Below are 14,965 nucleotides of genomic sequence, written 5' to 3'. Positions count from 1 at the left end.
ATGACACAGCCTTCACATCCCTGGCTGCGCGGCGCCAAGCGCGCCGCCAAGGCCACCAACGAGAGCAGCACCAACAGCACCACCGAGCGCCACGCCGACGACCGCGCGCCCTCCACGCTCGACCGTCGCGACTTCCTGGCGCGCATGGCCGCGAGCGGCTTCGTCATCGCCCTCTCCGCCTCGAGCATCAGCTGCCTCGGCGAGCTCGGCGGCGCGCCCGACTTCGAACCCTCGGTCTACCTCCGCATCAGCGAGGACGGGACCGTCACGTTCATCGTCCACCGCTCCGAGATGGGCCAGGGCGTGCGCACCGCGCTCGCGATGGCCGCCGCCGACGAGCTCGAGGCCGACTGGTCGCGCGTGAAGCTCGAGCAGGCGATCGGCGACGAGAAGTACGGCAACCAGAACACCGACGGTTCCACGAGCGTGCGCGACGGCGCGTGGATGAACTTCCGGAAGGCCGGCGCCGCCGCGCGCCGCATGCTCGAGACCGCCGCGGCCGCCGAGTGGGGCGTGGACGTGAGCGAGGTGAAGGGCACCAACGGCGAGGTGCTGCACCCCGCGACCGAGCGCCGCCTGCCCTATGGCGCGCTCGTCGCGCGCGCGGCCAAGCTCCCCCTCCCCACGGACGTCCCGCTCAAGAACCCCGCGCAGTACCGCTTCATCGGCAAGACCGTCGCCTCGCTCGACCTCCAGGCGATGATCACCGGCAGGGCCGTGTACGCGCAGGACCTCAGCATGCCGGGGATGCGCATCGCCGTGATCCAGCGTCCGCCCGTGTACGGCGCGAAGGTCGCGAAGTTCGACGGCGCCGCCGCCCTCGCCGTGAAGGGCGTCGAGCAGGTGATCGAGATCCCCTGCGCCGACATCCCCGCCGCGTACAAGCCGCTCGGCGGCGTCGCCGTCATCGCGACGAGCACCTGGGCCGCCATCGAGGGACGCAAGAAACTCGCGATCGAGTGGACCGCGAGCCCCAACGATTCGCACGACTCCGCGGAGTACCGCAAGGAACTCGAGGCGTCCGTGCGTGCGCCCGGCAAGGTCGTGCGCGACCTCGGCGACGCCGCCAAGGCGATCGCCGGCGCGGCGCGGAAGGTGACCGCCGAGTATTACGTGCCCCACCTCGCGCAGGCGCCGATGGAGCCGCCCGCCGCGCTCGCGCACGTCGTGGACGGCAAGTGCGAGGCGTGGGCGTGCACGCAGGACCCGCAGAGCGCGCAGTCGACCGTCGCCGAGACGCTCGGCATCGACAAGAAGCAGGTGACGATCAACGTGACGCTGCTCGGCGGCGCATTCGGCCGGAAGTCGAAGCCCGACTTCATCGCCGAGGCGGCGTTCCTGTCGAAGGCGACGAGCAAGCCCGTGAAGGTCGTGTGGACGCGCGAGGACGATCTGCAGAACGGCTACCCGCACACCGTGAGCATGCAGCGCATGGAGGCCGGGCTCGATGCACGCGGCAAGATCGTCGGCATGCTCCATCGCGTCGCGTCACCGCCCATCGGCTCCACCTTCGCGCCGAACGACGAGTACCACTCCGATGGCGAGCTCGCCCTCGGCGTGCTCGACCTGCCGTACGCGATCCCCAACGTGCGCGCCGAGAGCTGCAAGGCCCCGGCGCACGTGCGCATCGGCTGGTACCGGTCGGTGAGCAACATCCCGCAGGCCTTCGCGATCGGCTGCTTCATGGACGAACTCGCGCACGCGGCCGGGAAGGACACGGTGCAGTTCCTCCTCGAGTCGCTCGGCGGCGACCGTGTGATCGACATGACCGCCACCGGCGCCGTGAAGGCGGTGGAGAACTACGGCGCGAAGTGGGAGGACCATCCGAACGACACCAAGCGATATCGCGGGGTGCTCGAGCGCGTGGCGGCCGAGTCGGGCTGGGGCACGCCCCTGCCCCGCGGCGAAGGGCGCGGCGTGGCGATGCATCGGTCGTTCCTGACGTATGTCGCCGCCGTCGTGCGCGTGAAGGTCGCAGCCGACGGATCGGTCTCGGTGCCGCACGTGGACATCGCGATGGACTGCGGCTTCGCCGCGCACCCGGAGCGGGTGCGGAGTCAGTGCGAGGGGGCGGTGATCATGGCGCTCTCGAACACGATGACATCGGAGCTGACGTTCGCGAGGGGGCGCGCGGTGCAGGCGAACTTCAATGACTATCGGGTGGTGCGGATGTCGGGGGCGCCCAGGGAGATCCGGGTGCATCTCGTGGAGTCGGGTGGGCCGATCGGCGGCGTGGGAGAGCCTGGGGTGCCGCCGGTGGGGCCGGCGTTCGCGAATGCGGTGGCGGCGGCGGGCGGCGCTCGTCTCCGTCAGCTGCCGAAGGTCGCCGACTAGTTCTGCAGGGTGCTCACCGACGCGTGAGCGCCCAGACCTGCACCTGTTCGCCGCCGAGCGAGTCGAGCCAGACGCCGGCGATCCGATCGCGGGTGATATCGAACGGTGTGAACCCCGCAGGAAGCCGCGCGCGCCCGACCGGTGACCCCGCCCTGTCGAACACGGTCCATTCCGCGACCGTGTCGGCGAGCGTGACGGTCTCGCGCACCCAGATCGCGCCCTCACGGTCCACGAGGAGCAGGTCGAAGGCGGGGAGTTCGGCCGGGAAGACGTCGTCGTTGGACAGCATGGTCCATTCACGGATGCCGTAGTCGTCGCGGACATCGCGGAGGACGCGCTCGCGGTATGCGCGACGGGTGGCGGCGGCGACAGGTCTTAACGGTCGGTCCACGCGAACGATGCTCGTCAATCCGCCGTGGGGTTCATAGAGCCGCAACTCGCGAGCGCCGCTCGCCACGACCACGACGACTGAGTCGTGGCCATCGACCAGTAGCTTGCGGCCATAGGGTGGTCGCCCGCCGGTGAGGCCACCGCTCGCATTGAGGCGAAGCACGCGCTCGTCCGCCGGATGTCCCCCGAACGCAGCGACGATCATGCCGCTCGCGTCGACTCGCACGAGCGAATCGACACCGGCGACCACACCTCGTTCGACCGGTGCCGGGAGTGGACCCGGCCGACGAACGAGAAGCTGGCCATCGGTGAAGCGCACGATCGGGATGAGCGACCCGAGTCCGAGGGCCGCAAGCGACATCACGGTCGGCTCGAACTGGGTCGTCGGCACTACGGTGACCTGCCTCAGCAGGGCGTCGAATAGCGCGACCATGCTGGTGTCGGTTGACTTCAACATCTGCAGGTGTTGGAACTCGAACGGGCCACGACCCGGCCGCCCGCGCACCTCGATCGTGGTCCCTTGGGTGTCGACCACGAAGAGCTGCTTGCTCGCGTCGGTCGAGAACATGATCCGATCCGCCGAGAGCACGCGGACGCCCGAGATCCTGAAGTACTGCGATGGACCTCCGTCGACTGGCGCGCCGATTCGCACCCTCGGGACGGTCCCGGTGCTCCATTCGGAAGCGCCGGCCGCGCTGGCACCGGGCACGCTCGTGATCCGTACTCCGCTGCTGTCGATGGAAACGACCTCGCTCGGCCTCGACTCGGGCGAGCGACATGCGCCCAGTGCGATCATTGCGCTCGCAAGGCACGCTTCCCATCCGCGGGCGGCACTCATGGCGACACTCGGGCCGAGACGAGGCTGTCCAGGACGCTACGCTGCGGCATACCACGAACCTTGACCTCGTTGACCAACACCACCGGCGTCCCCGTGACACCGAGTTCGTCAGCGACGGCTCGATCGCGCGCCAGTATCGTCGTGGCCGCATCACCGCTCAGACAGGCAAGGAAGGAGGCTGTATCCTCTATCCCCGCTCGCAATGCGAACTGCGTCCACGGCAGCGCGCCGATCGAATCCTGAGCACCGAACAGAGCATCGTGCATGCCCTCGAACCGCCCTACTTGATCCGCGCAGATCGCCGCCTGCGCCGCCCGGGTGGCATGAGGATGGAGATCGTCGATCGGGCGATGCCTGAAGACGAGACGCACCCGTCCCGGGTACCGTGCCAGCACGGCTCGCGCACTCTCCGCAAACTGCCGGCAGTAGGGACACTGGAAGTCTGAGAAGACGACCAACTGAACGGGCGCACCGGCCGCGCCGATGACGGCGCCTTCAGCGCCGTACTCACGCCACTGACGGAGCTCCGATACCAGCGGCACCGGCGCGTTCCGTCGCGCTTCGATCACACGGAATGCGACCGCGCCAAGCGCGACCACGGTCATCGCGACCATGAGTACGTTCACTACGCGATTCGAGATGTTCACGGCGATTGGGGGCTTGGGAGGATCACTCTACGCGGGTCGCGCGCTGGTTGGCGGACCGGAGGCGCGCGTCGTACTCGCCTCCGGTCGCCAGCCGTCAGTCCTCAGGTCTCACCGAGCGGACCGCAGACGTAGTGGCCATCCGTCGCGCACGCATTGCACGACTTCGCGCAGCACTTCGTCTCGCAATCCGCCGGTTCGACGTGCTCTCCATTCGAGAAGCACGCCCCCCCTTCTGCTCGCGCCGTCGAGGGCATCAACAGCATGCCCACGGTCAGGAACGACATCGCACACGTCCAGAGCTTCTTGCGCATTCGATTCTCCTTCGTTCGAGTGACGCACCGTGGACCGGCCGCGGTCGACCGGACGCGTGCGGCCACCGGTATTGGCGGCGCCACAGGATTGGAGCGTGTACCGGCGAACGCAATAGCTGATTCGAGACCCCACAGCAGCGTCTCGCCGTTGCGCCCCTGCCACACTGGCGTTCAGCCGTGCACAAGCTTATCGGGTACCTTCGCGACCCCAGCCGCGATCCAACACGTCCTGCCGCGAAGAATGAGTCGTCGGAAGCAGAGGGTCGAACGTGCGGCCGGCGCCCATTCGCTTCCGCACTCGCGGCGCACCCGGAGCGGATGCGGAGTCAGTGCGAAGGTGCGGTGATCATGGCGTTGTCGAACACGATGACGTCAGCGCTGACGTATACGAGGGCGCGCGCGGTGCAGGCGAACTTCAATGACTATCGGGTGTTGCGGATGTCGGGGGCGCCGCGGGAGATCCGGGTGCATCTCGTCGAGAGCGGTGGGCCGATCGGAGGTGTGGGGGAGCCGGGGGTGCCGCCGGTCGGGCCGGCGTTCGCGAATGCGGTGGCGGCGGCGGGCGGGCGCCGCTCCAGAGGCTAACCGACGCGGAAGAGCTCGAGCGCTCGCCCGTAGTTCCGGTTCAGCGTCGTCCGCATCTGCTTGTTCGCCGGCTTCGCCAGCAGCGGATCTTCATCGAGGAGCCGCTCGGCTCCTGCACGAGCGACCTCCGAGAGCTCTTCGTCGCGCAACGGATCGGCGACGCGGAACGTGGGCACCCCCGACTGCCGCTCCCCGAACAGGTCCCCCATCCCCCTGAGCCGCAGATCCTCCCGCGCGACCTCGAACCCATCCTCCGTATCCAGGAACACCTGCAACCGCAGCATCGCCTCCTCCCCCACATCCCCGAGCAGGATGCAGTAAGACTCCAACCCCGCCCCGCGCCCGACCCGCCCGCGCATCTGATGCAGCTGCGACAGCCCGAACCGCTCGGGATGCTCGATCAGCATCACCGTCGCATTCGGCACGTCGATCCCGACCTCGATCACCGTCGTCGCGACGAGCACGTCGAGGTTGCCATCGCGGAACGCCCGCATCACCGCGTCCTTCTCGTCCGCCGGCATCTTGCCGTGCAGCAGCGCCACCCGGCGCCCGTGCAGCGCCCCGGCGGTGAGCTCCTCGAAGGCTGACGTCGCCGCCTTGAGCGCGACCTTCTCCGACTCCTCGACGAGCGGATAGACCACGTACGCTTGGCGCCCGGCGTCGATCTGCCGGTTCACGAACGCGAACACCTTCTCGCGCGCCGTGTCCGGCCGCAGGGCCGTCGTCACCGGCTCGCGACCCGGGGGGCGCTCGTCGAGCACCGACACGCCGAGGTCGCCGTACATCGTGAGCGCGAGCGAACGCGGGATGGGGGTCGCGGACATGAGGAGCACATCCGGCTTCTCCTTCGCCCCGCGCGCCTCCGAGAGCACGCGCCGCTGGTCCACGCCGAAGCGGTGCTGCTCGTCGATGATCGCGAGCCCGAGCTTCGCGAACTTCGTCCCGTCGGCGACGAGCGCGTGCGTGCCCACGGCGATCAGCGGCTCCCCGGACTCGAGCCGCGTCGCGGCGAGCTTGCGCTCCTTCGCGCTGCGCGAGCCGGTGACGAGCACCGGCACGATGCCGAGCGGGGCCAGCAGCTTGTCGAGCGTCCGCGCGTGCTGCTCGGCGAGCAGCTCGGTCGGCGCCATCAGCGCCACCTGGTAGCCGTTCTCCATCGCGAGGAGCGCGGCGAAGACGGCGACGACGGTCTTCCCCGCCCCCACGTCGCCCTGCAGCAGGCGGTGCATCCGGCTGTCGCTGCACATGTCGGCGACGATCTCGCGCACGCAGCGCACCTGCGCCTTGGTGAGCTCGAACGGCAGCGCCTCGCGGAACCTCGTCGTCAGCTCGCGCTTGTTCACGAACTGGATCCCGTCACGCTTCTGCGCGGCGAGCTGGCGCGCGCGGCGGTGGAGGATGTGGACGAAGAGGAGCTCCTCGTACGCGAGCCGCGCGCGGCCCGCCAGCGCCGACGCGAGCGAGACGGGGCGATGCACGGCCTCGAGCGCGTCGCGCAGCGACGGGATCCCCGCCTCCTGGAGCATCCACGCGGGGAGGTACTCCTCCACCTGCGGCAGGAGCACGTCGAGGTGCGCCTCGATGAGCCCGCGGATCACCTTCACCGAGAGCCCCTCGGTGGCGGGATACACGGAGAGCACGCGCCCGCCGTTCGTCCCGTCGGCATCCTTGCCGAGGTTCACCCACTCGCGCGGGGCGAGCTGACGGCCATGGAAGAAGCGGACGGGGCCGCTCAGCAGCAGCACGTCGTCGGGGTTGATCTGCCGGTCGAGCCAGGGCTGGCCGGGCCATCCGCATTCGATCAGGCCGCTCGCGTCCTGCACGACGGCCTGGAAGACCCGCAGTCCCTTCCGCGTGGGAAGGATCCCCTTGGAGATGACCTTCGCGATGACGGTCGCGTCGTCGCCCACGCGGAGCTTCGCGATGGGGGTAACGGTGCTCGCGTCCTCGTACCGGTGCGGGATGTGGAAGAGGAGGTCGCGCGCGGTGAAGATGTTCAGCCGCTTGAGCAGCTCGGCGCGCCGCGGCCCCACCCCTTTCAGGTACGTGACGGCGGTCTCGAGCGTGAGCCCGATCATCCCTCGAGCAACTCGCGCGCGAAGGCGCCGGCGTCGAACGCCACGAGGTCCTTCGCCTGCTCCCCCGTCCCGATGAACTTCACCGGCACGTCGATCGCCTCGTGCACGGCGAGCACGACGCCGCCGCGCGCCGTGCCGTCGAGCTTGGTCACGACGAGTCCCGTCACCGGCACGGCGTCGGCGAAGGTCCTCGCCTGCTGCACCGCGTTCTGCCCGACGGTGCCGTCGAGCACGAGCAGCGCCTCGTGCGGCGCGCCGGGGAGCCGCTTCTCCACCACGCGCTGCACCTTCTTGAGCTCGTCCATGAGCGCGCCGCTCGTGTGCAGGCGGCCGGCGGTGTCGATGATGATCACGTCCACGCCCCGCGCGACGCCGGCGTCGATCGCCTGCCAGGCGAGCGCCCCGGGATCACCCCCCGGCGCCCCACCGACGAACTCGCTCTTGGTGCGCTCGGCCCAGACGCGCAGCTGGTCGATCGCGCCGGCGCGGAAGGTGTCGCCGGCGCCGAGCAGCACCGACTTCCCCTCGGCGCGCAGCTTCGACGCGAGCTTGCCGATGAAGGTCGTCTTCCCCGCACCGTTCACGCCGAGGACGAGCACGACCGCCGGCTTCTCGGATGGCAGATGGAGCGCCGGATCGCTCTTCCCCGCGCGCAGCGCCCCTTCGACGGCGACCTGCAACGCGCCGAGGAACTGCTCCTGCGTCTTCACCGTGCCGCGCGTCGCCTGGTGCTTCACCGCGTCGACGAGGCGCATGGTGACCGGCACGCCGAAGTCCGCCTCGAGGAGGGTCTGCTCGAGCTGCTCGAGCGATCCGGTATCGACGCCCCCCTTGGCGAGGACGGCGACGTCGGTGAGGGCGACGTCCTTGATCCGCTGCCAGAGCGACTTGCGGGGGGCTTCGTCCTTGCGGCGGAAGAGGAGGGACATGGTCAGGAATCTAGCGCGAGCGCGCGTTCGGTCAGAGCGGGCGAAGCGGGCTGCGGCGGGCCGGTCGCTGTCGTCCATGCCGCAACGAAACGACCAGCAGGTAGTTCGTTCTCGCGAGATAGGTGACGCGGTAGGCGCCCGCGACGATCTCGCGGAGATCCGGCAGGGTCGATCCTCCGGCCAGACGTCCGAGTCGAGGAAAGGAGCGCAATCGCTCGATCGCGTGATCGACCGGCGCGAACCAGTCGTCCACGGCCCTCCCGTTCGCCTGCATCCAGCGTTCGATCTCCAATACTCGTTGCGCCGCGCGGGGCGCCCAGCGAACCGCTAGCGCGAACGCAGCGCTCGCAACTCCTGCTTCAGGTCGTCGTGCGCGACGAGACCACCGTTCCGCTCCGCCTCGAGTCCGCTCACGGCGGCATCGAGGACGTGCACCCGTTCCACGAGGTCATGCCACGAATCGATGTCCACCAGCACCGCCGCACCACGGCCGTGCTGCGTCAGGACGATCGGCTCCTTCGTCTCGCGGACCTGCTCGATGAACTTCGCGGCGTTCGCGCGGAACTCGCTCACCGGCTGGATGGCTCGGGTCGGCTTCAGTCGCTGCACGGCTGTCTCACTGGCGGTATTGTACGATCTATTGTACAAAATCACGTACTCCTCCGCAAGAGACCTGGACCTGAGGAAGCTGCGACCCAAGCGTATCTTCCCGCCCATGGTCCCCCGTCATCGTCTCGCCGCACACGGTCCCGAATTCTCGCGCCTCGCCTACGGCACCTGGCGCCTCCTCAACGACGCCACTCCCCCCACCCCGCAGTCGGTCCTCGCGCGCCTCCAGCGCTGCGCCGACCTCGGCATCACCACCCTCGACACCGCCGAGATCTACGGGAAGTACCAGGTGGAGGAGGCGCTCGGCGCCGCCCTCGCCCTCGACAAGGGGCTGCGCCAGCGCCTCGAGATCGTCACCAAGGCCGGCATCTACGTCCCCAACGCCTTCCACCCCGCGCGGAAGGTCTCGTACTACGACGCCACCGGCGCGCGACTCATCAAGAGCCTCGAGAAGTCGCTCCGCTTCCTCGGCGTGGACCATGTGGAGCTCCTCCTCGTCCATCGGCCCGACTGGCTCACGCACCCGGACGAGACGGCCGAGGGGCTCAATCGCCTGCTCAAGGACGGGAAGATCCGCAGCGCCGGGGTCTCCAACTACAACGTCCACCAGTTCGACGCGCTCAACGCGCGGATGGACCAGCCGTTGGTGACCAATCAGGTGGAGTTCTCGCTGCTGCGCATGGACCCGATCTTCGACGGGGTCCTCGACCAGTGCATGCGGCTCGGTGTGTCGCCGATGGCCTGGTCACCGCTCGGCGGCGGGCGCCTCGTGCGCACGGACGACGAGGCGGGCGCGCGGGTGCAGCAGGCGGTCGCGGAGATCGCCGAGCGGCACGGCGGCGCGACGGTGGATCAGGTGGCGTACGCGTGGATCATGGCGCATCCGTCACGGCCGATGCCGATCATCGGCTCGAACCAGGTGGACCGGATCGAGCGAGCGGCGCGCTCGACGGCGATCCAGCTCACACGGGAAGATTGGTATGCGCTCTGGACCGCGGCGCAGGGGAAGAGGATACCTTAGGGGATGAAGGCTCAAGGATGAAGGATGAAAGTACGCGCTTTCATCCTTCAACCTTCCACCTTCATCCTAGCGTAGCCCTATCTTGCGCCGCAGCAGCCACTCCGCACACAGCGCGCTGATCGCGATCGCCGCGAGCCACCAAGCCAGCAGCGCGCGCGGGGCGCGATCCATCGGCGTGCCCTCCCCGACGGCGCCGGAGACGACGGTCGCTCGGCGCGGGACCCACTCGGCGCGGAGCACGGTGCGCGACGGGGCGATGCCCTCCGCCGCCCGCATGGCCGCGCCGCGGTCGTCGCCGACCCAATCGAAGACGCTGCCCCAGACCGCGTCGAAGGCGTCGGCGGTGCGGCCGCCGCGGAGTCGCCACCGCCAGAGGCCGCTCGCCGGCACCGTCACGGTGCGGCGCGCGCCGTCCTCGAGATGGAAGACCGTCCGCTCCTCGAAGCGCCGCGCGCGCCGGGCGATGACGGCCGGATAGCCGCGCGGGGCCATCGCGGCCACGTCGAGCGGCGGCAGGGAGTCCCAAGGCACGCCCGCGAGCGCGGCCGCGAGGGGCGAGTCACCGGTGCCGGCCGGGTAGTAGTCGTCCCCTGCCGCCGGCGGCGCGATGAGCACGGTCGCGCCGCGGCCGAGGGCGCGCGGTGCGCCGAAGACGGCGGTGTCGCCGTGAAGGACGAGGAGCGGCGCGCTCGCGGCAGCGGCGCGCACGGCGGCCTCGGTCACGGGGCGCATGGCGCCGTCAGTGCGCCACTGGTCGCGGGTGACGCGCCAGAAGGCCTGCACCGGACCGCGCCGCGTGCCGCGCAGCACGGCGAGGGCGAAGCGCGCGTCCTGGTCGGGGCTGGTGGAGATGAACGTCGCGGCGGCGGCACCGGAGACGACGAGCGGGGCGCTGGCGGTGTCGTTGGTCGCGACGGCGTCGGGCGTGGCCTGGACGATCCGCGCCGCGATGCGCCGGGTGGCGTCGGCGGCGGGCACGGGGATGCTGACGCGGAACTCGCGCTCCTCGAAGGCGCCGAGCGCGGGGAGCGGCGACGTGCTGATGACGCGGTCGTCGAGGCGGAGCTCGACGCTCGCCGCCGCCGATCCGTCGGTGCCGGCCTTGGCGACGATGCGGACGGGGATGGTGTCGCCGCCGAGGGCGCCGCCCGGGGCATCGAGGACGGCGATCGCCACATCAGGGGCGGCGGCGCCGGGGATGACGATCACCGCGGAGCCGCGGGGCAGCTTGGCGACGCGCTCGGGGTCATCGATCCGTCCGTCGGTGACGAGCACGAGGGGCCGCCCGGTCGCCATGGCGGCCTCGACGAGCGCCTCGACGCGCGAGGCGCGGTCGGCGGGGACGGTGGGGAGCGAATCGGTGCGGACGGAGTCACCGAAGAGGAGGACGGAATCGGCGCCGGCGGAGCGGAGCGAATCGACGCTCCGTCGCGCGGCATCCCAGCCGCCCTGGCCGAGGTTCCAGCTCGCGCTGGCGTCGACGCCGACCCACGGCGCGAGCGGGCGCGCGGGGGCGAGGGGCGCGTCGAGCAGGAGCGCGGCGGCGATCGCGCCGGCGACGAATCGCAGGGCGAAGACGAGTCGCGCGGAGTCCGCGGGGCGCGCGCCGTATCCGAGCGCGGCGAGCGCGTAGCCGCCAGCGAGGGCGAGAATCCAAGCAATCATGGGTCGCGTAATCTACGCGCGTCGAGCCTCTAGCGATGCGGAGTGCGGGCTCCCGCGTCCGGCTTCAGCGCCCGCATCGAGCGGTGTGCGGGCACCGGCGCGGTCGGAGGGCGCCCCTGCGCCCGGCCCTGCCGCTTAGACGCTGCGAGCCTCGCGCAACGGCGCGCGAGTCTCTTGCTACGCGGCGGGGCCGGTCTCCGGGACTCTGTCCTCCCGCGCCTGCATCTGCTACTTGAGGCGGGCGGGTGCGGTCACGCAGGACCGGCCTCGCGTGTAGCAAGAGACCCGCGCGCGGTTGCGCGGGGCTCGCCGCGTGAAGCACGCGTGGCCGGGACGGAGGGACCGCGCCCGACCGCCGAGCGGGGACAGACCTACGAGGTACGGGAGCGCGAGCCCGGAGGCCGCGCGGGCTCAGTGCGCGACGCGAACGACGCCGGCAGGCTGGTCGAGCGCGTAGACCGCGGCGGTGCGGATGCGCTGGAAGAGCGCGAGGTCCGCGCCGACGAGCGGCGGGCCTGCCGTCGCCTGGAGCACCAGGCGCGGGTCTTTCTGCACGCCGCCGATGAGCACCTCGAAGTGGAGGTGCGGCCCCGTCGCCAGGCCCGTCATGCCCACGTAGCCGATCGTCTGCTCGATGTTCACCCGCGCACCGCTGCGGATCCCCTCGGCGAAGCCTCGCAGGTGCCCATAGCGCGTCACGTAGCCGTTCGGATGGCGCACTTCGACCGTGTTCCCGTAGCCGCCCTTCCGGCCCGTGAACACCACCACCCCGTCGCCGATCGAGCGCACCGGCGTCCCGCTGTTGGCCGCGTAGTCCATCCCCTGGTGCTGCCGCCAGGTGCCGAGCACCGGGTGCTTGCGGCGGCCGAAACCGCTCGAGATGCGGCGGAACGAGACCGGCGAGCGGAGGAAGCTCGCCGCGAGGGAGCGCCCCTTCTCGTCGTAGTACTTGCTGCGGCCGTTGTCGACGTCCATGCGGATCGCCTGGACCTCCGTGCCCGCGCGCTGCAATCCCGCCGCGAGGACCGTTCCCACCTTCATCACGCCGCTCGGGAGCGACTGGCGCTCGAAGAGGACGCGGACCTCGTCGCCCTGCTGCAGCTCGCGCGACATGTCCACCCGGTACTCGTAGATGTCGGCGATGCTCCAGGCGAGCTCCTGCCGCGCCTTGGCGGGGAGGAGCTCGGCGGCACCGGATTCCACCGCCTCGTAGAGCGAGGAGTTCACCACGCCGCGGACGAGCAGCGTGTCCGTGACCCACGGGATGCGTTCATCGGTCGCGCGCCAGCCGGTCGTGGTGTCGCCGCGGACGACCTTCAGGATGCGGTCCACGCCGAGGAAGAAGCGGACCTCCTGGACCTGCGTCGTCGACGTGTCGCCACTCACCTCGATGGTGAGGCCGGCGGGGATGCGGCGCGGGTCGAGCGTCGTCGCGGCGAGGATGTCGCTCGCCTCACTGGCCGAGAGGCCGCGGCGCACGAGGAGTTCGCTGAGGGTCTCGCCGCGGCCGAGCGTGTCCTGCTGGAACCAGCGGCGCGAGAGGAGTTCGCCGGGGCGGCCGGGCCGGGGGGCCGGCAAACGCAATGCGGCGATCGCGAGCGCCGCGATCACCGCACCGGTCAGGAGGCGCGTGGCCCCCTTCAATCCATCTGTCTCCGAATGAACGTCGGGATCTCCATGTCGCTCAGATCCTCGAGCTGGCGCGGCGCGGGGCGCGGACGGGGCATCGCATTCCCGCTCGCGGCACCCGAGCCTCCCTGCCCGTGCCCATTGGCCGGCGACGACGTGTTCACGCTGATCGAGGGCCGCTGGCGCGCCTGGTCGAGCGGGATGATCGGCGTCGCGGCGGCGCGGCTGATGAGCCCGCCCTGCTGCGCCACCTTCCGGTCGAAGCCCGTCGCGATGACGGTGACGCGGACCTCTCCCTGCATCGCCGGCTCGTTGACCGCGCCGAAGATGATCTCGCTGTCCTCGCCGACGGCCTCCTTCACGATGTCACTGATGGTGGTGACGTCGCCGAGGGTGAGCTCCATGCCGCCGGTGATGTTGATGAGCACGCCGCGCGCGCCGGCGATGGAGACGTTGTCGAGCAGCGGGCTCTCGATCGCCATGCGCGCCGCGTCCACCGCGCGGTCGTCGCCGCGGCCGATGCCGGTGCCCATGATCGCCGAGCCGCCGTCCTTCATGACGGTGCGCACGTCGGCGAAGTCGACGTTGACGACGCCGGCCTTGGTGATGATCGAGGAGATGCCGCCGGTCGCCTGCAGGAGGACCTCATCGGCCTTCTTGAGCGCGTCCTGGAAGGGGATGCCCTTCCCGACCACGGCGAGGAGGCGCTCGTTGGGAACGACGATGAGCGTGTCGACGTGCTTCGCCATCTCGGCGATCCCCTCGTCGGCCTGGCGCATGCGCTTGCGGCCTTCGAAGAGGAACGGCTTGGTGACGATGCCGACGGTGAGCGCGCCGGCCTCCTTCGCGAGTTCGCAGACGATGGGGGCCGCGCCGGTGCCGGTGCCGCCGCCCATGCCGCAGGTCACGAAGACGAGGTCGGCACCGGAGATGGTGCGCATGACCTCATCGCGGTTCTCCTCGATCGCCTGACGCCCGATTTCCGGGCGGGCGCCGGCGCCGAGTCCCCGCGTGAGCTTCTTGCCGATCTGGATCTTCACGTCCGACTTGGAATTCAGCAGCGCCTGCGCGTCGGTGTTCACCGAGATGAACTCGACGCCCTCGAGGTGCTCCTCGATCATTCGGTTGACGGCGTTGCCACCGCCGCCACCGACGCCGACGACCTTCATGCGGGCGTGCTGCGCCGCGGTGTCCTCGAACTCGAAGATGCTCATCGGGGTGATGCTCCAGTCGGACGTGCGTGGACTTCAGGATCGAACAGCCAATATAGCCCTGCCGGGCCGCGGCTTCACGTGGGAGAGACGAGCGGAGGGGGAGGTCGGAAACGTCAGTGCCGCAACACGTTATCCACCGCGCATCACGATGTGAGGCAGAAATGTGACCTCCGTCAAGTCCGCCGCCGGTGCTCCGATACTCAGGAGAGAACAACCCCGACAACCCCAGGAATACACTCATGGCATCCCCCAAGGAAATCGACAAGGCGATCGGCGCGCACGGCATGTGGAAGACGCGCCTCAAGACGGCGATCGGCACCGGGAAGATCGACGTGCCCGTCGCGACCATCCGTGCCGATGACCAGTGCGAGTTCGGCAAGTGGCTCGCGGGCAGCGCGATCCCGGCCGCGGTGAAGGGCTCGCCCCGGTACGCCGAGGTCCGGAAGCTCCACGCCGAGTTCCACCAGCAGGCGGCGCGCGTGGCGGCGCTGGCGACGGAGGGGAAGAAGGCCGAAGCCGAGCAGGCGGTGGCGCTCACCGGCCCCTTCTCGGGCGCCTCGGCCCGCCTCACGGCGGCGATGCAGGGCTGGAAGACGGAGCTCGACAAGGCCTGAGGCATCACGATGTGACGCCGCACATCGCCAGACAGGGGCGCACTTCGCAAGTTCAGGGCGTGGGATACAGGAAGTCCCCACGCCCGACCCCATCCAGCGCA

Annotated in this window: 13 protein-coding genes; 4 read left to right on the top strand and 9 right to left on the bottom strand. The window is 70.2% G+C overall.

What is annotated here, in order from left to right; translation table 11 throughout:
- On the top strand, positions 1-2,334 hold the full coding sequence (locus IPJ78_08945) for a xanthine dehydrogenase family protein molybdopterin-binding subunit (protein MBK7906680.1): 2,334 nt from the start codon (positions 1-3) through the stop codon (positions 2,332-2,334).
- Between the two features lie 13 nt (positions 2,335-2,347).
- Here the strand turns inward: IPJ78_08945 and IPJ78_08940 are convergent, their stop codons facing one another.
- Complete coding sequence (locus IPJ78_08940; protein MBK7906679.1) at positions 2,348-3,292, bottom strand: hypothetical protein; 945 nt, start codon at positions 3,290-3,292, stop codon at positions 2,348-2,350.
- A gap of 266 nt (positions 3,293-3,558) precedes the next feature.
- On the bottom strand, positions 3,559-4,209 hold the full coding sequence (locus IPJ78_08935; GenBank protein ID MBK7906678.1) for a thioredoxin domain-containing protein: 651 nt from the start codon (positions 4,207-4,209) through the stop codon (positions 3,559-3,561).
- Positions 4,210-4,862: 653 nt separating this feature from the next.
- Here IPJ78_08935 and IPJ78_08930 point away from each other — a divergent pair.
- A complete protein-coding gene (locus IPJ78_08930; protein ID MBK7906677.1) occupies positions 4,863-5,105 on the top strand; it encodes a hypothetical protein in 243 nt (80 codons plus the stop codon).
- On the opposite strand, the gene recG is transcribed toward IPJ78_08930, so the two are convergent.
- The 4 genes from recG to IPJ78_08910 are packed head-to-tail and all read right to left on the bottom strand — an operon-like array spanning position 5,102 to position 8,721.
- On the bottom strand, positions 5,102-7,183 hold the full coding sequence (gene recG / locus IPJ78_08925) for an ATP-dependent DNA helicase RecG (protein MBK7906676.1): 2,082 nt from the start codon (positions 7,181-7,183) through the stop codon (positions 5,102-5,104). The genes IPJ78_08930 and recG overlap by 4 nt on opposite strands.
- The gene (gene ftsY / locus IPJ78_08920; GenBank protein ID MBK7906675.1) at positions 7,180-8,112 is read right to left on the bottom strand and encodes a signal recognition particle-docking protein FtsY; all 933 of its coding nucleotides are present in this window, start codon (positions 8,110-8,112) and stop codon (positions 7,180-7,182) included. Before ftsY ends, recG begins: the two co-directional genes overlap by 4 nt.
- Before the next feature lie 31 nt (positions 8,113-8,143).
- On the bottom strand, positions 8,144-8,404 hold the full coding sequence (locus tag IPJ78_08915) for a type II toxin-antitoxin system RelE/ParE family toxin (protein ID MBK7906674.1): 261 nt from the start codon (positions 8,402-8,404) through the stop codon (positions 8,144-8,146).
- A 35-nt stretch (positions 8,405-8,439) separates the two neighbouring features.
- Positions 8,440-8,721 (bottom strand): type II toxin-antitoxin system Phd/YefM family antitoxin, encoded by a 282-nt coding sequence (locus IPJ78_08910; GenBank protein MBK7906673.1) that lies wholly within the window; start codon positions 8,719-8,721, stop codon positions 8,440-8,442.
- Between the two features lie 106 nt (positions 8,722-8,827).
- Here IPJ78_08910 and IPJ78_08905 point away from each other — a divergent pair, with 106 nt between their 5' ends.
- Positions 8,828-9,742 (top strand): aldo/keto reductase, encoded by a 915-nt coding sequence (locus tag IPJ78_08905; GenBank protein MBK7906672.1) that lies wholly within the window; start codon positions 8,828-8,830, stop codon positions 9,740-9,742.
- A gap of 66 nt (positions 9,743-9,808) precedes the next feature.
- Here IPJ78_08905 and IPJ78_08900 read toward each other — a convergent pair whose 3' ends face one another.
- From IPJ78_08900 to ftsZ, 3 genes are all read right to left on the bottom strand, one after another.
- Positions 9,809-11,407, bottom strand: a complete 1,599-nt coding sequence (locus IPJ78_08900) for a hypothetical protein (GenBank protein ID MBK7906671.1) — start codon at positions 11,405-11,407, stop codon at positions 9,809-9,811.
- A 411-nt stretch (positions 11,408-11,818) separates the two neighbouring features.
- Entirely contained in the window at positions 11,819-13,051 is a 1,233-nt protein-coding gene (locus tag IPJ78_08895) for a M23 family metallopeptidase (GenBank protein ID MBK7906670.1), read from the bottom strand.
- Positions 13,048-14,250, bottom strand: coding sequence for a cell division protein FtsZ (gene ftsZ / locus IPJ78_08890; GenBank protein ID MBK7906669.1), 1,203 nt, complete (start codon positions 14,248-14,250; stop codon positions 13,048-13,050). The genes IPJ78_08895 and ftsZ overlap by 4 nt, the downstream gene beginning before the upstream one ends.
- Before the next feature lie 239 nt (positions 14,251-14,489).
- On the opposite strand from ftsZ, the gene IPJ78_08885 reads away from it, so the two are divergent.
- The gene (locus IPJ78_08885; protein ID MBK7906668.1) at positions 14,490-14,864 is read left to right on the top strand and encodes a CZB domain-containing protein; all 375 of its coding nucleotides are present in this window, start codon (positions 14,490-14,492) and stop codon (positions 14,862-14,864) included.
- Positions 14,865-14,965 lie beyond the last annotated feature (101 nt).

This window comes from Gemmatimonadota bacterium (genome assembly GCA_016714015.1).
Taxonomy (GTDB): domain Bacteria; phylum Gemmatimonadota; class Gemmatimonadetes; order Gemmatimonadales; family Gemmatimonadaceae; genus Pseudogemmatithrix.
This window is presented reverse-complemented; position numbering and strand designations above follow the sequence as displayed.